The sequence below is a fragment of the Bacteroides sp. BFG-637 genome (genome assembly GCF_024793605.1).
GTDB lineage: Bacteria > Bacteroidota > Bacteroidia > Bacteroidales > Bacteroidaceae > Bacteroides > Bacteroides vicugnae.
The window spans coordinates 6,629,462-6,649,738 of record NZ_JANUPD010000002.1 but is presented as its reverse complement, the minus strand read 5'-3'; the positions used below and the strand labels follow the sequence as shown (position 1 = coordinate 6,649,738).

The 20,277-nt window shown below is 39.8% G+C and carries 14 protein-coding genes, 2 pseudogenes and 2 riboswitches; of the genes and pseudogenes, 9 read left to right on the top strand and 7 right to left on the bottom strand.

What is annotated here, in order from left to right:
- Positions 1-456: 456 nt before the first annotated feature.
- Positions 457-813 (bottom strand): hypothetical protein, encoded by a 357-nt coding sequence (locus tag NXX38_RS26265; protein WP_258981750.1) that lies wholly within the window; start codon positions 811-813, stop codon positions 457-459.
- Positions 814-1,162: 349 nt separating this feature from the next.
- On the opposite strand from NXX38_RS26265, the gene NXX38_RS26260 reads away from it, so the two are divergent.
- Together NXX38_RS26260 and NXX38_RS26255 are read left to right on the top strand one after the other, a co-directional pair.
- The gene (locus NXX38_RS26260; protein WP_258981748.1) at positions 1,163-1,714 is read left to right on the top strand and encodes a Panacea domain-containing protein; all 552 of its coding nucleotides are present in this window, start codon (positions 1,163-1,165) and stop codon (positions 1,712-1,714) included.
- Positions 1,707-2,144 carry a hypothetical protein gene (locus tag NXX38_RS26255; protein ID WP_120079879.1) on the top strand — a complete coding sequence of 146 codons (438 nt, stop codon included), beginning with the start codon at positions 1,707-1,709 and terminating at the stop codon, positions 2,142-2,144. Before NXX38_RS26260 ends, NXX38_RS26255 begins: the two co-directional genes overlap by 8 nt.
- A 28-nt stretch (positions 2,145-2,172) precedes the next feature.
- On the opposite strand, the gene NXX38_RS26250 is transcribed toward NXX38_RS26255, so the two are convergent.
- The 5 genes from NXX38_RS26250 to NXX38_RS26230 all read right to left on the bottom strand — a co-directional run bounded on the left by NXX38_RS26250 (position 2,173) and on the right by NXX38_RS26230 (position 6,541).
- Positions 2,173-2,331 (bottom strand): hypothetical protein, encoded by a 159-nt coding sequence (locus NXX38_RS26250; RefSeq protein ID WP_258981744.1) that lies wholly within the window; start codon positions 2,329-2,331, stop codon positions 2,173-2,175.
- A gap of 5 nt (positions 2,332-2,336) precedes the next feature.
- Complete coding sequence (locus NXX38_RS26245; RefSeq protein WP_258981742.1) at positions 2,337-3,251, bottom strand: IS1595 family transposase; 915 nt, start codon at positions 3,249-3,251, stop codon at positions 2,337-2,339.
- Between the two features lie 158 nt (positions 3,252-3,409).
- A riboswitch (cobalamin riboswitch) is annotated at positions 3,410-3,564 on the bottom strand.
- Positions 3,565-3,642: 78 nt separating this feature from the next.
- Positions 3,643-4,398 (bottom strand): ABC transporter ATP-binding protein, encoded by a 756-nt coding sequence (locus NXX38_RS26240; RefSeq protein WP_148365171.1) that lies wholly within the window; start codon positions 4,396-4,398, stop codon positions 3,643-3,645.
- Positions 4,395-5,411, bottom strand: a complete 1,017-nt coding sequence (locus NXX38_RS26235) for an iron ABC transporter permease (RefSeq protein ID WP_074637528.1) — start codon at positions 5,409-5,411, stop codon at positions 4,395-4,397. The genes NXX38_RS26240 and NXX38_RS26235 overlap by 4 nt, the downstream gene beginning before the upstream one ends.
- On the bottom strand, positions 5,408-6,541 hold the full coding sequence (locus NXX38_RS26230; protein WP_195649108.1) for an ABC transporter substrate-binding protein: 1,134 nt from the start codon (positions 6,539-6,541) through the stop codon (positions 5,408-5,410). Before NXX38_RS26230 ends, NXX38_RS26235 begins: the two co-directional genes overlap by 4 nt.
- 124 nt (positions 6,542-6,665) lie before the next feature.
- Positions 6,666-6,877: riboswitch (cobalamin riboswitch) on the top strand.
- 210 nt (positions 6,878-7,087) lie between these two features.
- On the opposite strand from NXX38_RS26230, the gene NXX38_RS26225 reads away from it, so the two are divergent.
- The 6 genes and pseudogenes from NXX38_RS26225 to NXX38_RS26200 all read left to right on the top strand — a co-directional run bounded on the left by NXX38_RS26225 (position 7,088) and on the right by NXX38_RS26200 (position 16,348).
- On the top strand, positions 7,088-9,094 hold the full coding sequence (locus NXX38_RS26225; RefSeq protein WP_258981738.1) for a TonB-dependent siderophore receptor: 2,007 nt from the start codon (positions 7,088-7,090) through the stop codon (positions 9,092-9,094).
- Positions 9,091-10,251: pseudogene (locus NXX38_RS26220) on the top strand (DUF5074 domain-containing protein). Before NXX38_RS26225 ends, NXX38_RS26220 begins: the two are co-directional and overlap by 4 nt.
- Before the next feature lie 20 nt (positions 10,252-10,271).
- Positions 10,272-11,318 carry a hypothetical protein gene (locus NXX38_RS26215; RefSeq protein WP_195649105.1) on the top strand — a complete coding sequence of 349 codons (1,047 nt, stop codon included), beginning with the start codon at positions 10,272-10,274 and terminating at the stop codon, positions 11,316-11,318.
- Positions 11,319-11,350: 32 nt separating this feature from the next.
- Positions 11,351-12,655 (top strand): DUF5074 domain-containing protein, encoded by a 1,305-nt coding sequence (locus NXX38_RS26210; RefSeq protein WP_195649104.1) that lies wholly within the window; start codon positions 11,351-11,353, stop codon positions 12,653-12,655.
- 250 nt (positions 12,656-12,905) lie between these two features.
- Positions 12,906-15,663: pseudogene (locus NXX38_RS26205) on the top strand (outer membrane beta-barrel protein).
- 52 nt (positions 15,664-15,715) lie between these two features.
- Positions 15,716-16,348: an AAA family ATPase gene (locus tag NXX38_RS26200; protein ID WP_138274543.1), complete on the top strand. Its 633-nt coding sequence runs from the start codon at positions 15,716-15,718 to the stop codon at positions 16,346-16,348.
- A gap of 93 nt (positions 16,349-16,441) precedes the next feature.
- Here NXX38_RS26200 and NXX38_RS26195 read toward each other — a convergent pair whose 3' ends face one another.
- Entirely contained in the window at positions 16,442-18,106 is a 1,665-nt protein-coding gene (locus NXX38_RS26195; protein WP_148365151.1) for a putative transporter, read from the bottom strand.
- A gap of 269 nt (positions 18,107-18,375) precedes the next feature.
- Between NXX38_RS26195 and mutA the strand changes: the two genes are divergently transcribed.
- A complete protein-coding gene (gene mutA, locus NXX38_RS26190; protein WP_195649102.1) occupies positions 18,376-20,277 on the top strand; it encodes a methylmalonyl-CoA mutase small subunit in 1,902 nt (633 codons plus the stop codon).

Here is a 20,277-nt window from a genome sequence, read left to right as displayed (position 1 = left end):
CACTTCTGCGGGGATACGCACACATTGAGCATGACGGTTTAATGCCGTCCTTTTGATATTTTAGCTAGAGAGAATTTATCCTCCTTCAATCATTTCCGATGTCATGACTACCCGATTATTTTTTTTACAGTCTGCCGTTTTCCTATCCCACGAGTAAAAACAGCTATTAAGGTATGAATGGCAGGTCTTCTGACTGACTCCCTTCCTGATTCCTTCCCGACCTTGACTATCTATCATACCCGGTCAGTGGTAAAAGTAAAGGCAGTGAATACTAAAGTTACACCGCATTGTTTATTATAACTAAAAGTTATACCGGAGGAAAATCCTCCGGTACTTAATTGGTTGCTAAGATAGCAAATTATTTCCGTACAAACAATTACTTTTTGGTGAATCCTGCCAAGAGTGTGCAGGCTCCCCAGATACATAAACAAACAATGAAACCCATAATGAAAAGATTTAAGGTTCGTCACGACCTACAACAGTACTACCATTTATCGTTATTTGAGTATTTCCTCCCTTTTTCAGTGGAAATACTTGTTGAACCCATCTATTCCCAATAGTAATTTTAACTTTAGAAGCATCAGGTTGAGCCGTAAAGCTTTCTTCATACCCTTGTTTACATTCTACGCTAGTGTTAAAAATCTTATCTCCATTGTCTGTACATTCGTAAATCCTGACTGTTTCAGCATAATTTCCCACAGTACTAGCATTGTAGACTAGCGTGTAAGTTGTTTCATCATCATCGCTTGAACACGCAGAGAACGTTAAAAACATAGCTGTAAGTAACAGCGTCATACTTAAAAACTTTTTCATAATCACATTTTTTTAGTTATACATAAGTGGAATAAAACCCTCCGTTCATTCAGCAATAAACACCTTACGTAAAACCATAAAAAAAGACGTAGTGCTACTGCCATACGTCATCAAGGCTCACCACAAGCCCACTTACTCAATGGCAGCGCACCACGCCAGTATATGACGAAGTACACTTTACCCAACGAGTAAGTTCATTTATAGCCGTGTTCTGTTATCCGAGGTGGTGATTCTGATGACGATTAGGCTATTTTATACACGTGAAAAATTGGATTTCTCCCCAATTTTTCGTATCTTTAGTGCAAAGATAGTATAAATCTTGCATTTCAAACTTTGAAAATTCAAAAAAATGCAAAGAATAAAGTACATTACTCATTTTAATTGTTTTAATTTGCAGAAAAAAGGAGGAAATATGAGGGTTACTTCCAGTTTACAAAAAATAGATTCCATAATGTTATCAAATTATATATTGAAACATTATGGTCCTATGTCGCATTTGAAATTACAAAAATTATTATTTTATTGCGACGCATATCATCTTTCTTATTTCGATCAGGAGCTTATTAGTGATAAATTTGAAGCATGGGTACATGGTCCTGTTAGTCGTAAGGTTTTTGATTCACTCAAGGATAAATCACTATTATATAGTGATATTGAATATATTAATAATGGCGAAGATGTAGACAAAGAATTTACATCATTGTCGTCTCTTCAACAAGAACTTTTAAAAGATATTTTGTCTAATCTATCAACGTGGACCGGAACAGAATTAGAAGCATCTACTCATAGTGAAAAACCGTGGCTTGAAGCTAGAATTGGCTATGGAGAAGCTGACCGATGCCATGTACTAATATCCAAAGATACAACTCGCGTTTTCTATAAGAAAGATTTACATGGTTAATTTTCGCAAGGATAAAAAAACGTTATTAAACAAGGAAAAGATTAGCGTACAAGACACAACTAAAACGCAAAATTTTAAAATCTCTTTTCAATATTTAGATACTTCACAAAAGTATGCTTCATCATTTAAGGACTGGCAAAAAGCAGGACTTTTAAGTTCTGCATTGAAGACCTTGCAAGGTTATTGTTGTTCACCTTTATTGGAACAAGTTGATGGACAAAAATTTGCGATATATGGTTCTTTCCCTAAGAAAGAACGAACTAAATTTGAATATCCACAAGGTGTTCCAGAAGATGCTAAGTGGGCTAGAATCCATATACTTAATCGGACTGTAATAATTGGACATGTTGTTGGAGACACCTTTTATGTTGTATTTTTAGATAAAACGCATAAATTTTATCTAACAGGGCGCGATGTTAATAAAAAATAAATTTGTTAGGATATAGAATGTGTCCTTTTTACTCTTTTTCGGGATTTGGTTTGCTCATTCCTAGCAGCGCTTCTTTTAGCTTATCTTCGGGTATAGTGAGAACGAAGCCTTGTATTTCATATACAGGTTTCCTCTTTTTCTTCTCCTTCTTAGGTTTGTCCTTCTTTATGTCTTTGTTATTTGCCATAATATCTAAGCTGCTGCATATTGCAAAAGTAATTCAATTCTTTCATTTCTGCTAATTTTTCGGGTGTTAAATCTGAAAACAAATTCGTCAACGTACTTTTGTAGATACTTCTTGCTGACATGAATATACGTACCTTTAATCGTTCTTTTGAAAACAGACCATGCGTTTTCGATTCTATTTGTTGTGACTTCGATAATCTCTCCGTCATCGGTTACTAAGAGCATCCCATAGAATTTCTTACTATGATCTACTGATAACTGTCCATATTCCTCTTCTAATCCTTTGTAGCTCCATCCGTCAGTGTAGATTGTGCTTCCTACTTCAACATTCTTCTTTACAATAGGAACTAGGGTACTTGCTTGGGTGTTCGGAACAACCATTGCGAAAATCTTCCCGTTTCTTTCCAAAGCACCGAATACAGGAACTTTATCCTTATAGCTACGTCCTTGACTTTTTTCGACTTTCTTATCTTTGTGGCGATTAATATTCTTTCCACCTACAAATGTTTCGTCAATCTCAACTTCACCGGATAACTTCTGATTGTTCTCTTTAGCCATTGAAACTCTTATCCTATGAAGCATATACCAAGCCGTTTTTTGTGAAATCTTTAAATCATCGGCTAGCTGATATGAAGAAATACCACCTTTATTATTGATAAGCATAGAAATAGCGTATAACCAATCTCTAAAATCCATTTTGGAATTAGCAAAGAATGTTTTAGTTCTATAAGTGAAGTACTTCCCAGTATTCTTGCACTTGTATTTACCGTTCTTGCATTTGTACACTTTAGATGTCGGATCGAATGGGGAAACCACTCCATCTTTCCATCTTATTTTCTCATAGAATCTAATTGCGCTTTCTTCATCGGGGAAGGAAGCTCTGAACTCTATAATGCTTTGTCTTTCCCTTCTCTTTTTCATAACGCTTATCTTTTAATCTGTTACAATATAGTGAAAATAAACGAGATATGCAAATAATATGGTAAATATTTTCGTAGAAGAATAGAAAATATTATCTTTGTATCAATACAAAAAAAGGATGCCATAATAGCATCCTTATAATTAAAAGTTATAGTAAACTAATGCGGTGTAACTTTAGTATTCACTGCCAAAGTAAATATCAAGAAGTTGAATAGAGTTTCACAGCAGCGGGACTGTCCGGGATTTACACCCGATTCCCTTTTAATTCAGATAGTTGATATGGCTATCTGAAACCAATTCGGGGGCAAAGATAGCGAATTTATATAGAACCCAAATGAATGCTACCTATTTATTTTATACACAGTCTGATTCTTGTCGGATATCTGTTTGTTTATTTGATGCGTACTCTCATCTCCTGCGCATCGAACGTGACTGATTCATTGCGGAAAAGTCTTTCTATATGTCCGCTGGTCACCATTTCCTGAGTAGGTAGTGTGTACATCTGCGGATTATCTATGAGCATGATGGAGTCGCAGAGCGATAAGGCGATGTCGAGGTCATGAGTGGAGAACAAGATGCATTTGCCCTCGTCCTGTGCCAGTTTCTTTAAAAGTAAACAGAGCTCGTAGCGGTTGGGTAAGTCCAGGAAGGCGGTCGGCTCATCAAGCAGGATGACGGGAGTATCCTGTGCAAGGGCACGGGCAATCATGATTCGCTGACATTCGCCATCGGACATTTTGTCCATTGTCTTTTCTGCATAACCGGACATACCGACTAGCTGCATAGCGTCGTCCACTCGCTTTTGGTCTTCCGGTTGCAGTTGACCGATCCAGTTGGTGTAGGGAGCACGTCCTAAAGCTACTACATCTTTACAGCGGAGATTGGCGATGCGTACTTTATCGGTGGTGACAAAGCTGATATTCCGGGCTAATTTTTCCGGTTTCAATGAAGCTATGTTTTTTCCTTGCAGAGTAATTTCTCCTGATTGAGGCTTTTCCAATCCCATCATAGCACGGAGCAGGGTACTTTTTCCCGTCCCGTTACGTCCCAGCAGGGCGACGAGTTGTCCGCCCGTGATTCGGGTATTTACGGTTTCCAACAGCGTGCGCTGTCCATATCCTAATGTCAGTTCTTTAAGCTCTATCATTTGAATCTACGCAAGTTTTTGGTGATTACCCATAAAATAACCGGAACACCTAGCAAGGCGGTGATGCAGTTAACCGGAAGCTGGAATTTCTTGGCGATGATGTCGCAGAGAAGCATACTGATAAGTCCTGTCAGCATGGTGCCGGGGACAAGTATCCGGTGGTCGGCATTGTTGAACAGCAGTCGTGTGACGTGCGGTACTGCCAGACCGATAAATCCTACCGGACCACAGAAAGCGGTGACCGTTCCTGTCAGCAGTGCGGTAGAAACAAAGATGAACGTGCGTGAACGTTTTATGTTCATTCCCATCGTTCGTGCATAGTTTTCACCGAGCAGTAGCAGGTTCAGCGATTTGATACAGGCTACGGAAATCAGTAAGCCGATACATAACATAGGTAGCATAATTCCCAGTTGGGTGGCTGTGATATGGCTAAGAGATCCCATTGACCAGAGTGTGAACATTTTCAGTTGTTCGGCAGAACTTAGGTATTGCAGAATCTGGATAATGGCGCCTGCCACATAACCTATCATAACTCCCATAATCAGTACACCGAGAATGTTTTTTACTTTCCGGCTGATAATGGCTACTCCCAATAAGATTACAGCAGTTCCTATCCAGCCCGAACCAACGATACCTAGTGACTGAAGAATTGGAAACTCCGCCCATCCAAGTAATGGAGCACCTAGTATGAACAGAGCTACGCCCAGTCCTGCACCGGAACTTACTCCCAGCAGGTAAGGGTCTGCCAACGGATTCTGGAATACTGTTTGCATCTGTAAACCACTAACGGAGAGTGCTATTCCTATCAAAGCCGCTACCACTACCCGTATGAAGCGGATAGAAAGGAGAATATTACGTGTCATTTCATCACATTCGCCTCCTGTGAGTACAGTCCATACCTTGGTGATTGGAATATATGTATCTCCCGTTGCCATATCTATCAGTAATAACAGTATGGCAACTATACCCAGTGTAATGAATAAAAAGGGAGTACGTTTATCAGGTTGTTTCATTCCAGATGTCTGTAATAGTAAAGTGAATCGGATACGAGTTCGGGGTGAAAGATATGAATCAGGTCACGCAATACGATGTCGGGACGTACCACTGCAGATTCCCAGTAGTCATTGCCTCCTGTCGGCGTTGTTCGTAAATTGTTGTTGTAAACAGTTTTTTCGCGTACTGCCTTGGCATCTGCGAATTTAGGATTGACCGTCTTTAGTTCATCCAACGTAGAAGCCATGCCTACATTAATCCAGTAGTCGGCCTTTTGTATCAGTTTGTAAGCCGTTTCCAGTCCGATGGGAGTGGAACTGTTAGAAGTGTTTTCTTTGTAGATGTAATCCGCACCTGCATCAGTTACCAATTGTGCCATGTAACTTTGTGTGGAAGGCATCACCCAACTGTCGTTCCACGGGGTATTGAACATAACGGTAGGACGTTGCTTGACGGAGTCTGTAAGTGTTTTTAGTGCATAATAGCGTTTGGGGATTTCTCTGAATATTTCCATTCCTTCCTCCCGCTTGTCCGTCAGCTCCGAAAGAACAAGCATCCATTCGGCTTTGCCGAGTGGTGATTCTTCCAGATACTCTCCCATATACAAATAGGGTATAGAGAGTTCTTTTAGTTTATCCGTCACAGCGGTTTGGGCATCACCTATTCCATATAATAATACCACATCAGGCTTTAGGCTGATCAATAGCTCGTAATTCATTTCCGGTCCCAGGTCCTTGATCGAATCTTTGTGGGCAAGAATATAAGGATTGGCAATGTAATCGATACCTGACACTCCGACAATTCTGTTTATTTCTCCCAACGCGTCGAGCATGGCAATGTAAGAAGAAGACATGCATACGATTTGTTTCGCTCCGGCAGGAATTATAGGTCCATTGAATCCGGCGGGCGCTTGTTCACCGTTGCGTGAAACGAAATAGGACATTGTTATGTCTTTAGCCCCTTGCCATGGATTCGTTATCTGTATAAGGGTGCTGGCAAAATTCTCTGCGCCTAGAATCTTGAATCCTGAAGCATATTCGGGGATATATATATTTTGCTTAAATACCTCCAGAGATGTTTTATTACGAGATATACAGCTTGCCAAAAAGAAGAGGCATAGTAATGCGATAGTTGAGATTGGAGATTTCACTTTTATACGGCTTTTAATTAGAAAAAATAATAGTGGATGCTCTCGGGGGCAAAGATAGGACTTATTATTAGTTTGTTTTTATTTTAATTCGAATTTTCTTCTGATTTATTTCTATTTAGTGTATATTTGCCACAGAAATTTTGGTGTCACTCGTCCGATGCTACGGAAGAGTGGTGAAAAGGGAATCAGGTGTAAATCCTGAACAGACCCGCTGCTGTAAGCTCCGCCAATAGTTTTCCTACAATACTCAAATCCACTGTCTCACTTTGGAGAGATGGGAAGGGCGTTAGGAAAATGGAGTAAGTCAGAAGACCTGCCAAAGTTGAATTCTTGAAACTTTCTGGGATTAGAGTTTGAAGAGTGCAGTTTTTTTATTCAAAATACATCTTTATTGATGATGTGAAGTTCCGGAAGGGAATAATATGCCTTTTTGAATGTGCCATTATACGGGAAAGAAGTACGTATATGTGTTTGAGTGTGTGGAAAATTGCATCCTTGCTGTAACCCTATGAAAGTTTATTATTTTAATTAATAAACAGGAGGATTATGTTCGGGCAGATTCATTTTAGGATATTTTGGATAGGATGCTTTTTGAGTATGGTTTCATGGTTGTCAGCACAAAGCAAGCTGGACAGTTTACATCATCTTAATGAAGTAGTAGTCACTGCTAAAATTAATAAGGAAGTGATTCCTGTTCAATCTTTATCAGGAGATAAGTTAGAAAAGTTGGCGGTACATTCAGTTGCAGATGCCATACGTTATTTTTCAGGAGTGCAAATAAAAGATTATGGTGGAATAGGTGGTTTGAAGACCGTTAATATTCGAAGTATGGGGACGAATCATGTCGGAGTGTTCTATGATGGCATTGAATTGGGGAATGCTCAGAATGGAGTTATTGATTTGGGGCGCTTTTCTTTGGATAACATGGAAGCTGTCACTTTATATAATGGTCAGAAAAGTGCAATTTTTCAGCCGGCAAAAGATTTCGGCTCTGCGGGATCTATCTATCTGCAGTCAAGAACGCCTGTGTTTCAAGGAAATAGAAACTATCATGTAAGAGCGACCTTTAAAACGGGATCTTTCGGAGTTGCCAATCCCTCTTTGCTTTGGGAACAAAAACTGAGTGAGAATGTGAGTGCATCACTTAGTACCGAATATATGTATACAACCGGAAAGTATAAATTTACTTATGCTGTAGCCGGGGGATATGATACTACGGCAGTCCGTCGCAATGGAGATGTGAATGCTTTACGTGCCGAAGGAGGCTTATATGGTAAAATGAAAGGTGGATACTGGCGTACGAAAGCTTATTTTTATAATTCGGAGCGTGGATATCCTGGTGCTGTTGTTCGGAATCGTTTCTCACATGAAGATCGCCAGTGGGATAAAAATTTCTTTTTTCAGTCTTCTTTCAAGAAAGATTTCGGTGGAGTATATAGTTTGTTGTTGAACACCAAGTATGCGTATGATTATTTGCACTATTTGGCAGATCCCAGAAAAGAGGAGGCTACTATGTATGTGGACAATACATATCGTCAACAGGAAGTTTATTTGTCAATGGCTAATAGGGTAACTCTTCTTCCTTTTTGGGATGTGAATCTTTCAGCGGACTATCAATGGAATAAGTTGGATGCTAATCTGACTGATTTTCCTTATCCCCAACGGAATACGACATTAATAGCAGCAGCTACTTCTTTACATTTTGAGCGTTTTAAGTTGCAAGCTAGTGTTTTAGGAACTTTCGTACAGGAAAATGTTGCTTCGGATACTACTTCAGCCGGGAATAAAATGGAATTTACTCCTACTTTCATGGCTTCCTATAAGCCTTTCAAGAATATTGATTTTAATTTACGTGCTTTTTATAAACGGATATTTCGTATGCCGACATTAAATGATTTGTATTATACATTCATAGGAAATATAAAATTAAAACCTGAATATACGAATCAATATAATGTAGGGTTTACTTATCAGAAATTATTTGCTGGAACGTGGCTGCAAGCTTTAAATGTTCAACTGGATGCATACTATAATGAGGTGGAGAATAAAATAATAGCAACTCCTACCAATAATTTCTTTCGTTGGACAATGGTTAACTTGGGGCTTGTCAAAATAAAAGGGGTGGATGTCGTTTTGCAGGGAAATTGGAAATTGGGTGATGATTGGATGTTTGATAGCCGATTGTCATATACTTACCAAAAAGCACAGGATTTTACTGATAAGCTGGATAAAGATACGTATGGAGGGCAAATAGCGTATATACCCTGGCATAGTGGTTCGGCCATACTGAATGCTGAATACAAATCATGGGAGTTGAACTATAGTTTTATATATACGGGAGAACGTTATGATGTTTCTGCCAATACTCCGGAAAATTATCACCTTCCTTGGTATACAAGTGATTTATCTTTTGCAAAGAATTTCAATTGGAAAAAGTATGATTTCAAGTTGGCTTTGGAAGTGAATAATATTTTTAATCAACAATATGAAGTCGTAAGGTCTTATCCGATGCCCGGAACTAACTTTAAATTCATTTTATATTTAACTATATGATGGTGAAGAATATTCTTTTGCATGTCTTGTTTGGAATAGTAACAAGTTGCTGTTTGTTTGCTTGTCGGGGAGAACTGCCGGTTTTACCTTCTGATGAGATAGAAGTTGGTAAGGATCCGATGGGGGGATCCGTATCAAAGGAATGTATCTTCTTAATGAAGGAAACATGGGGAGCAATAAATGTACGCTTGATTTTTATGATTGTACTACCGGTAAGTATCATCGCAATATTTATGCTGAACGAAATCCGTCTGTGGTAAAAGAATTGGGAGATGTTGGAAATGATTTGCAGATTTATGGGGATAAATTGTATGCTGTAATTAATTGCTCAAACTTTATAGAAGTGATGGATGTGGAAACAGCGCAACACTTGGGGCAAATAGATGTAACGAATTGCCGGTATATCACTTTTAGCGATGGAAAGGCGTATGTTAGTTCTTATGCAGGGCCTGTCGGAATAGACCCTAATGCACGCCCGGGAAAAATAGTTGAAGTAGATACGACTAATTTGGCTATAACCCGTGAAGTGGTGGTCGGTTATCAGCCCGAAGAAATGGTAATAAAAGATGGAAAACTCTATGTCGCCAATTCCGGCGGTTACCGTTTCCCGGATTATGACCGGACTGTATCAGTCATTGATTTGAAGACCTTTAAAGTTATTAAAACTATTGACGTGGCTATCAATCTTCACCGTATGAAGTTGGATCGTTACGGGCGTATATATGTGAGTTCGAGGGGGGATTATTATGGAACCGGGTCAGATGTTTTTATTATAGATACTCAAACGGATCGTGTGACAGGGAGTTTGGGACTTGCTGCCAGTGAGATGTGTATGAGTGGAGATTCTATCTATATGACAAGTGTGGAATGGAGTTACGTTACGGAAAGTAATACTATCACTTATACTCTTTATGACGTGAGACAAAAATAAAATAGTTTCTCACAATTTTATTACTGATGGAACAGAAACAGAGATTGCAATTCCATATGGGGTGGCCGTAAACCCAGAGACAAAAGAAATTTTTGTAACAGATGCAAAAAGTTATGTAGTGCCCGGATATCTTTATTGCTTTAGTCCTGAAGGAAAGAAAAGATGGAAAATCAGGGCAGGAGATATACCGGCTCATTTTGCTTTTACAACGAAAACATTTCAATAACTAACTGATAATTAATAAAAATGGAAAGGAAGATTTTAAGACTAACATGGGGCATTGCAGTTTTTTTATGTTGGGGAACTGTATTCACAGGGTGTGGTGATGAAGAAGATACTTTTGAAAATATAGAACCTACTCCTGAAGGGGCTACGGCCTATATCACTAAAGTTTTTGATTTTGTTCCGGCCGTAGGACAATTTACTAATTCGTTGCCGGAATATGAGGAAGGTGATACACAAGAGGCAATGAATGAGAAAGTGTTGGCTGCTATTGGTAATAATAAAAAAGGAATGATTTCGTTAGGAGGATTCGGGGGATATGTTGTGGTAGGTTTTGATCATACGATCGCCAATGTTGTTGGAAAACGTGATTTTCGAGTGCTTGGCAATGCTTTTTATTCTGCGGATAATCCTGATATCAATGCACCGGAGGGAGGAAGTTGTGAGCCGGGAGTGATCATGGTAGCTTATGATAAAAATCAGAATGGTGTGCCGGATGATGAGTGGTATGAAATTGCTGGTAGTGCTCACGAAAACCCTGCATTAGAATTATGGTATGATAAGGCTGTAACTGCTGGAAATGATGTGAAGACTTATCGAAACTATGAAATTACATACTATCGTCCGGAAAAAGAGCCGACCACTTCGGAAGAAAGGGAGAAATATATCTGGTGGGAAGATAATCAGGGAAACTCCGGATATAAAGTGAAGAATACATTTCACAAGCAATGTTATTATCCGGAATGGATAAAAGAAGATAAAATAACTTTTAAGGGAACTTGTTTACCTCAAAATGCTGTTGACGAAAGTGGGCAAGGTAGTTATTTTGTATTGTATAAATTCCGTTATGGTTATGCTGATAATGAATTGAATACAAAAGACGAGTCTGCTATTGATATAGATTGGGCAGTAAATTCAAAAGGTCAAAAGGTGCATTTACCCGGGGTTGATTTCATAAAGATATATACTGGAGTCAATCAGGGAAATGGGTGGTTGGGGGAATGCTCCACTGAAATATCAGGAGTTGAGGACTTACATATTTTAGGAGTTGATATTGATACACGTAAATAAGTAAAAAATAATTTATAATAATGAAGATAAAAATGAGAAAGTATTTAGTATTGGCAACTGTTGCCTTGAGTTTAGCTTTTGCAGCTTGTGATGATGAGAATAATGTGAACTCATCTGTATTGATTGGGAACGGATCGGGAAGTAATGTGTTAGCGCAGCTGGATACATTATACTTAGATGCTCGGATTGAAAATCTGTCAGGAACAATGAAATATCTGTGGACAGTAGATGGAAAAGAAGTGTCAACCGCTTCAACATATAAATTCTCACAACCTAAGACTGGAGAGTATGTTATAGGCTTGACTGTATCAGACAGTAACGGCGAGACCTTTCAAACGAATATGACTGCCAAGGTGGAAGGACGGTTTGGTAATGGCGCTTTTGTTTTGAATGAAGGAAATATGAGTAATGAGACAGGAACTCTGACCTTTGTTGATTCAAAAGGAATAGCGGTAGATAGTGCGTATTATCGGGTAAATCAGACTTTGCTCGGTAATGTCTGTCAGGACTTGTTTATTAGTGATAACCGAATTTATATACTTTCTCAGAATGGCGCAAAGAATGGGGGTGAAGGATTATTGACTATTGCTGATGCAGATAATTTGGAGAAAGTGAGAGTGTATAATAATACGACTTTATCTTGGCCGACTAACTTGGCTGTGGTAGGAGAAAATCTCTATATTCGTGATAACAAAGGAGTTTATATGTTAAATACTTCTACAGATGTTTTGACTTTAGTTGAAGGCACTAGCGGAGCTTTGAAAAATCGTATGGCTGTGGTTGGAGAAAAAACTTTTGTAATGGGGAGTAAAAAGCTTTTCGTGATTCAGAATGGAGTTGTTGTACATACGATTTCATTCGAAGGTGCTTTATCCGGCGTCGCTAAGGCGTTTGATGAAAATTTGTGGGTATCGTGTACAAGTCCGGCAAGTATTATAAAAATTAATCCGGTTGATTATACAATAATTGATTCTCATCAATTAGATGTCAGCATCGGTGCTGGCTGGGGAGTTGCTCCTGCCTTTTCTGCGAAAGATGATATTATTTATTTTAGCAATGCCGGCTTTAAGTTATATCGGCATATTTTCTCTCAAGATAAGACAGAAGAGGTTGCTAATATAAAAGATTATGTGGAAGATGCCGGCATATATTATAATAGTTTGGGAGTTGATCCAGTAAGCGGAGAAGTCTATTTTGCGACTTTAAAAGGATATGCAGAGTATAAAACAAATGATATTGCTATTTTGGATTTTACTAAGTCGCCGGTTTTGCAGACTGATATTAAAAATAAAAATAGTTTTCCTGCAGGAGTTTTCTTCACGGAAAATTTTAAGTAAAAAATATAGTTTATAATCTATTACGTTGAATGATAGAGGCTTCCTTGTCCGAGAAAAGAATGTCCTTTTAAGAAGTATATTTTTTGATTGGTAAGGAAGTCTTCTTTTTGTTTGGATATATTGTGACCTTGTGTGATTGGAATGTAATTAGTTTTAATAAAATGGATAAAGTAGTATGCTTTCAAGAAAACTCCTTAATTTTGTGTCATAATTTCGACAGAATTAAATATTAGACTTGACTACTATTGATATGAAAATTAGCAGACTATGCGGGGGCTTTTTATTAATCTTTTGCATGCATACAATAATGTATGCTCAACAAGTGAGAACTGTGCGAGGAAGAGTGCAGACTGTGGAAGCCGGCAGTAATGAGAAGCGGGCATTGCCATCTGCCAGCATTGTTATTTTGGCGAAGAGCGATTCTGCCTTTATCAAGGGGATAACAAGTGATAAGAATGGGCGTTTCGTTCTTAATTATCAACCGCAGAAGAAAAAGAAATACCTGTTGAAAGTCTCTTTTATGGGAATGCAATCTGTATACCGGGCACTGGAAGACTCTATATCGGTGAATATCGGTACAGTGGTATTGAAAGATGATGATATTCAGATTAGTGAAGTGACGATAACGGGAAAATTGCAGGAAGTAGTGATGGAGGGAGATACTACGGTTATCAATGCTGCCGCTTTTAAGACTCGTGAAGGAGCTTATCTGGAAGATTTGGTGAAGCGTGTTCCCGGATTGGTATATAATAAGAAAGATAATTCGTTGATATACAACGGACAGCCCATCAGTGAAATCAATGTAAATGGCGAAGCTTTTTTCGCCGGAGATAAAAAGACGGCACTCGAAAATCTTCCGGCGGACCTGATTAGTAAGTTGAAAGTATATGATAAGAAATCGAAAGAAGAGGAGTTCACCGGAATTAGTTCAGGAGAAAAGAAATATGTACTCGACTTGCAGACTAAGGATGAATTGAACAAAACCTGGCTGACAAATGCAACGGTAGGATACGGGAATAACCAGAAAAAGGATTTGGAGGGACAAGTGAATTATTTTAGTAAAGACGGAGATAATCTTTCTTTCATCGCGCAGTCTACCAACAGATACCAGAATAGTACTTACAAGGATAATATCAACAATTCGGTAGGAATGAATATGACTCATAAATTCGGTAAGAAATTCTCCCTGACCGGAAGTGTGAACTATAATTTGAACCGGAACGGAAATCTTTCTTCCATTTATCAGGAACAGTATTTGCCGGCAGGTAATCAATACTCTGCGTCTACTAACGAAAGTAACTCTAAGGGGCGGTCGATTAGTTCTAACTTCATGGGAAGTTGGGAAGTGGATAAGCGTACACGCATACATTTCACCGGTAATGTAGGAATCTCTCCCAACAGGAATGAAAACAGTAGCCAGAATGCATCCTTTGATGCTCCTCCCGGCATAAGTCATGAGAGCTTGTTTGATGACTTTGAATCTATTCCTCGGAATATAAAAGTGAATCGTAGTGAGAACCGGTCGCGTTCGGAGAATCAGTCGAACCGTTATAGCTGGATGATGGGTATTATGAGGCGTCTGAATGAAAAAGGTACAACGCTGGCATTGAATATCCTGAACTCGGATTCGTGGGGAGATAATGAAAGCTTTTCGCTTTCCAAAACTACTTATTTCCGTCTCAAAGATAAATTGGGAAATGATTCGGTGCTTTATCGTAACCAGTATTTGAAGTCGCCTCAAAAAAATAATTCATGGAGAGTCGGGATTACCTTTGCCCAGCCTATTGGTAAGAAGATGCATTTCCGGGTAGCATATAACTGGGATACTAACTATGAGCGTGATAATCGTGATACGTATGAATTATCTTCTCTGACGAAGTCGGAAGTTTTTGGTGAGCTGCCTCCCGACTATGGAAGCAGGATATGTGGATAGTTTGAGCAATCGGAGTCATAGTCGTACGAATGGACATAACTTGGATGTAGGGCTCAATTACTCCGATGATACCTGGATGTTTAATGCCTCATTGGGAATGACCCCGCAAAAACGTGCCATTGAACGGAAAATGGGAAAGCTCTATGCGGACACTACCATGCATACTATCGACTTCCAGCCTATGATATGGGTGAATTGGAAAAAGAAAGAGGCGCGGATCACTTTCAATTATAGCGGTAGAACCCGGCAACCCTCTTTATCTGATTTAATGTCGCTGACGGATAACAGTAATCCGTTGTATATCACCCGGGGAAATCCGGATTTGAAACAGATGTTTTCTCATAGTGTCCGTGTGGGCTTTCAACACTCAAAAAAAGGTATATCTGCGAATATCGGCGGGCAAATGGAACAGAATAGCGTGACGCAGGTAGTGCTATATGATGCACAAACCGGTGGACGTGAGACATCTCCTATTAATATTAACGGAAACTGGAATGTATATGGAAGTGCCAACTGGTGGAAGCGTCTGGGACATTTTTCCTTGCGGTTGGATATGAACGGTAATCATAGCAATCGTGTCAGTATGATTAATGAAGACAAGAGCCTCGAAACGAAGAAAAGTACGACACGTGATACCGGATTGGGGTGTGACGCGAATGTATCTTATCAGCCCACGTGGGGAGGCATTGATTTCTCTACTTCCTGGAATTATCAGTATTCGCTTAATTCTATCAATGATAACGATACCTATACACGTAATTATAGTTTCCGTCTTGAGGGATACGTTGACCTTCCTTTTGGTTTGCAATTACGGACTGACGGGGCTTATTCTTTCCGTAATGGTACGAATATCCGTAAGGGCGAAGATGACCAAATGTTGTGGAATGCAAGTGCTAGCTGGCGGTTCTTGAAAAAGAAAGAAGCGGAATTATCTGCCTATTGGGCGGATATTCTCGGAAAGAGGAAGAGTTTCGGGCGTACGACTACTTCTGATGGTTTTTATGAGTTCCGTAACCAAGAAATAAAAGGATATTTCATAGTCACTTTTAAATATAACTTTCGTTTGATGATGTGATTTTTAGAAAAAAGTCGTATGTTTGCTACAGAACCATAAAACAAAATGTACTATGAGCGGTAATTACGTTATCAATATCGGCCGTCAGTTAGGTAGCGGTGGAAAAGAAATAGGAGAGAAGTTGGCTGCCCGTTTGGGGATCAACTTCTACGACAAGGAACTGATCAATCTGGCTTCAGAGGAAAGCGGATTGTGTAAGGAGTTTTTTGAAAAGGCTGATGAAAAAGCTTCGCAAGGTATTATTGGCGGACTGTTCGGTATGCGTTTTCCTTTTATCAGTGAGGGAGCTATGCCATGTAACAACTGCTTGAGCAATGATGCCTTGTTCAAAGTACAGAGTGATGTGATCCGTCATCTGGCAGCAGAAAGATCTTGTGTCTTTGTAGGACGTTGCGCAGATTATATTCTGCGGGAACATCCTCGTTGTGCGAATGTTTTTATTTCAGCCTCTAAAGAAGATCGCATAGCACGGTTGTGTAGTATGCATCATATTGATGCGGAAGCTGCAGAAGAAATGATGGAAAAGGCGGATAAGAGACGTTCGGAATACTATAATTATTATAGCTATAAAACGTGGGGAGCAGCAGCTACTTATCATTTGTGTATCGATTCTTCTTCTTTGGGAATTGAAGAGACAGTGCGGTTCATTGAAGAATTTGTGGTAAAGAAATTGCAGCTTGTATGATAGGGTGATAGAAAAGTAGATTGAAAAAATAAATAAAGCCGGCATATTTCATTAGGATATAGCCGGCTTTATTCTTTATGTGCTAAATTTGATTTACATCATTGTTAATAATATCATCTGTCCTGTCAGAATACGGAGGAACATCGATAACGGATAAACTGTAGAATAACCCACTGCCGGAGCATCTCCGGAGGTTGTTTGGTTGGCGTAAGCCAATGCGGGGGGATCGGTATTGCTACCGGCTATCAATCCCATTAGGGTGAAGTAGTTTACCTTATAATATAATCTTGCGATAGCACCGATAATAAGTAGCGGGATGACGGTGATCAGGAAACCACAGCCTACATAAAGCAGACCGTCACCTTCAACTACCGTTTGCACGAAATTGGCGCCGGCATCTATACCTACACTGGCAAGGAAGAGTACAATACCGATTTCGCGAAGCATCAGGTTGGCACTCATGGTTGTATAGGTTACTAAATGTAGCTTATGACCAAAACGTCCGATAAGAATAGCCACTACCAGCGGCCCGCCTGCCAAGCCTAATTTTAAAGGAGTCGGCATGCCCGGAAATGCAATCGGAAGACTACCCAGAAGGATACCTAAGAAGATACCAACGAAAATTGTGACAATGTTCGGTGTATCCAAGCGTTTCAATTGATTACCCAGTACACCGGCTACGCGTTCTACTGCATCTTGCTGTCCTACTACCATTACGCGGTCACCTACTTGAAGTATCAGGTTCGGATCGGCAAATAAATCCATACCGGAACGGTTGATACGGGTAATATTCACCCCATACATGCTACGGAAGTGCATAGAACCTAATGTTTTACCATTGATTTCCGGTTTAGTGACCAGAATACGGCGGGAAACCATTGGAAGATCTTGTTTCTCCCAGTCGAGTTCCACTTCTTTTCCGATAAATACAACAATTGCCGGAGCATCTTCTTCCGAGCAGACGATAAATAACTGGTCGCCTACATTAAACACTGTTTCATGGTCGGGAATACTTACATGACCATCATGGCGGATTCGAGAGCAAACGAAGTTACGACCCAAGAACTGCTTGATTTCAATCAGGGTTTTTCCACTGATTGATTCGTTCCGAACTTCCAGGCTCATCATGTGAGGTTTGTGGTGTGCATCACCGCTTTGAGTCTTTAAGTTCTCTTCCTCTTTGGTCATGTTGACACGGAAGATGTAACGGATAGCGATGATAGAGCCGATGATACCTACCACACCAAGCGGATAGGCACAAGCATATCCCAATGCAATCTGTGGACCAGTATAATTTAGCTGGTTCAAGGCTTCATTGGCAGCACCAAGTCCCGGAGTGTTTGTGACAGCTCCATAGAGGATACCTACCATCATCGGCAGTTCTACCCGGCCGTTCCAGAGGTAATAGAGTCCCAGTGCAACAGCAATATTTAACACTACGATGCCTACAGCCAACAGGTTCAATGTCATTCCTCCTTTTTTGAAAGAGGAAAAGAAAGATGGCCCCACCTGAAGACCGATACAGAATACGAACAAGATCAATCCGAACTCACGGATGAAATGTAGGATGTGTGTATCGGCCGTGAAGCCGAAATGTCCCATTAGGATGCCGGCAAACAAAACAAATGTGACGCCCAAAGATACTCCGAATATCTTTATTTTACCAAGATACACGCCGGCAGCCACTACAAATGCGTAGAGGAGCACGATGTGAGCTACGGAGCTGGGGTCCCACAATAAACTTTGTAACCAATCCATAATATAGCAGTTTTTATAATGTTTTTCTAAAAACGGGTGCAAAATTACTCATAACATCGGAGCAAATCAAATAAATGAAGAACTAAAAATGAAGAATTTCTATGCAGATTGTATACATTCGACGAATCGGGACGCCCTGTGCGAATTTTCCCTAAAAAAGAGATTCGTTTTAACTTATTGGTTATATTTGCAAGTCGAACGACGGATGTTTAGAAAGAGATAGATAAAAATAAAGACAATATTAATCTTGTTTTAATTTTAAATAAACTATGGCAGACAAAAAAGAAAAACTCTTCTCAGACTTTTCTCCTGTCTCTACCGAACAATGGATGGAGAAGGTTACAGCCGATTTGAAAGGTGCTGATTTTGAGAAGAAGCTCGTTTGGAAAACAAACGAAGGGTTTAAGGTGAAACCTTTTTACCGGATGGAAGATCTGGAGGATTTAAAAACTACTGATGCGCTTCCTGGGGAGTTCCCTTATTTAAGAGGAACTAAAAAAGATAACAATGCGTGGTTGGTTCGCCAGGAAATTAGAGTGGAATGTCCGAAAGACGCCAATGCGAAAGCACTGGATATCTTAAATAAGGGTGTTGACTCACTTTCTTTTCATGTGAAAGCAAAAGAACTCAATGCGGAATATATTGAAACACTGTTAAGTGATATTCAGGCAGAGTGTGTTGAACTGAATTTCTCAACCTGTCAGGGGCATGTGGTTGAGTTGGCTAATCTGCTGGTAGCTTATTTCCGGAAGAAAGATTATGATGTGAAGAAACTGAAAGGTTCTATCAACTATGATTTCTTCAACAAGATGCTGACTCGTGGCAAGGAGAAAGGTGATATGGTGCAAACAGCCAAATCCTTGATTGAAGCTATTCAGCCTCTTCCTTTCTATCGTGTGCTGAATGTAAATGCTTTATCATTGAATAATGCAGGTGCTTATATTTCTCAGGAATTGGGTTATGCTCTGGCTTGGGGAAATGAATATATGAGTCAATTGACTGATGCCGGTATTCCTGCTGCTATAGTAGCCAAGAAAATCAAGTTTAATTTTGGTATCAGTTCCAATTACTTCCTTGAAATAGCAAAATTCCGTGCGGCACGTTTACTTTGGGCAAATATTGTAGCTTCTTACAATCCCGAATGTGTGCGTGATTGCGAGAATAAAGGTCCTAACGGAGAATGTCGTTGCGCAGCAAAAATGGCGGTTCATGCCGAAACCTCTACTTTCAATCTTACTTTGTTTGATGCACATGTGAATCTGCTTCGTACACAAACAGAAGCAATGAGTGCTGCATTAGGAGGCGTAGACTCAATGACGGTAACTCCGTTTGATAAGACTTATGAGACTCCGGACGAGTTCTCGGAACGTTTGGCTCGTAACCAACAACTGTTGTTGAAAGAAGAATCTCATTTTGATAAAGTGATCGACCCTGCTGCCGGTTCTTATTATATCGAGAATCTGACTGTGTCTATTGCAAAACAGGCTTGGGAACTCTTCCTTACTGTAGAAGAAGCAGGTGGCTTCTATGCGGCATTGAAAGCAGGAACTGTTCAGGCTGCTGTGAATGAAAGCAACAAGGCTCGCCACAAGGCAGTTGCACAGCGTCGTGAAGTGTTGTTGGGTACAAATCAATTCCCGAATTTCAATGAAAAGGCTGGTGATAAGCAACCTGTTGAAGGTAAGTGCTGCTGCGGAGGTGACTCTCATACTTGTGAGAAAGATGTATCCACATTAGTGTTCGATCGTGCTGCTAGTGAGTTTGAAGCGTTGCGTCTTGAAACAGAAGCGTCGGGTAAACGTCCGAAAGCGTTTATGTTGACTATTGGTAATCTGGCAATGCGTCAGGCACGTGCTCAATATTCTTGTAACTTCTTGGCTTGTGCCGGTTATGAAGTAGTCGATAATCTGGGATTTGAAACTGTAGAAGCAGGAGTAGAGGCGGCCATGGCTGCAAAAGCTGATATTGTTGTTATCTGTTCCAGTGATGATGAATATGCTGAATATGCAATTCCAGCTTTCAAAGCACTGAATGGTCGTGCTATGTTTATCGTTGCCGGTGCTCCGGCTTGTATGGACGACTTGAAAGCCGCAGGTATCGAAAATTTCATCCATGTCCGTGTCAATGTATTGGATACCTTGAAAGAGTTTAACGCTAAACTATTGAAGTAA

What these genes read in the sequence shown, in the direction of transcription:
- NXX38_RS26265 (WP_258981750.1), bottom strand. Translation starts at nt 813, where the DNA reads ATGAAAAAGTTTTTAAGTATGACGCTGTTACTTACAGCTATGTTTTTA.
- NXX38_RS26260 (WP_258981748.1), top strand. Translation starts at nt 1,163, where the DNA reads ATGCAAAGAATAAAGTACATTACTCATTTTAATTGTTTTAATTTGCAG.
- NXX38_RS26255 (WP_120079879.1), top strand. Translation starts at nt 1,707, where the DNA reads ATGGTTAATTTTCGCAAGGATAAAAAAACGTTATTAAACAAGGAAAAG.
- NXX38_RS26250 (WP_258981744.1), bottom strand. Translation starts at nt 2,331, where the DNA reads ATGGCAAATAACAAAGACATAAAGAAGGACAAACCTAAGAAGGAGAAG.
- NXX38_RS26245 (WP_258981742.1), bottom strand. Translation starts at nt 3,251, where the DNA reads ATGAAAAAGAGAAGGGAAAGACAAAGCATTATAGAGTTCAGAGCTTCC.
- NXX38_RS26240 (WP_148365171.1), bottom strand. Translation starts at nt 4,398, where the DNA reads ATGATAGAGCTTAAAGAACTGACATTAGGATATGGACAGCGCACGCTG.
- NXX38_RS26235 (WP_074637528.1), bottom strand. Translation starts at nt 5,411, where the DNA reads ATGAAACAACCTGATAAACGTACTCCCTTTTTATTCATTACACTGGGT.
- NXX38_RS26225 (WP_258981738.1), top strand. Translation starts at nt 7,088, where the DNA reads ATGTTCGGGCAGATTCATTTTAGGATATTTTGGATAGGATGCTTTTTG.
- NXX38_RS26215 (WP_195649105.1), top strand. Translation starts at nt 10,272, where the DNA reads ATGGAAAGGAAGATTTTAAGACTAACATGGGGCATTGCAGTTTTTTTA.
- NXX38_RS26210 (WP_195649104.1), top strand. Translation starts at nt 11,351, where the DNA reads ATGAGAAAGTATTTAGTATTGGCAACTGTTGCCTTGAGTTTAGCTTTT.
- NXX38_RS26200 (WP_138274543.1), top strand. Translation starts at nt 15,716, where the DNA reads ATGAGCGGTAATTACGTTATCAATATCGGCCGTCAGTTAGGTAGCGGT.
- NXX38_RS26195 (WP_148365151.1), bottom strand. Translation starts at nt 18,106, where the DNA reads ATGGATTGGTTACAAAGTTTATTGTGGGACCCCAGCTCCGTAGCTCAC.
- mutA (WP_195649102.1), top strand. Translation starts at nt 18,376, where the DNA reads ATGGCAGACAAAAAAGAAAAACTCTTCTCAGACTTTTCTCCTGTCTCT.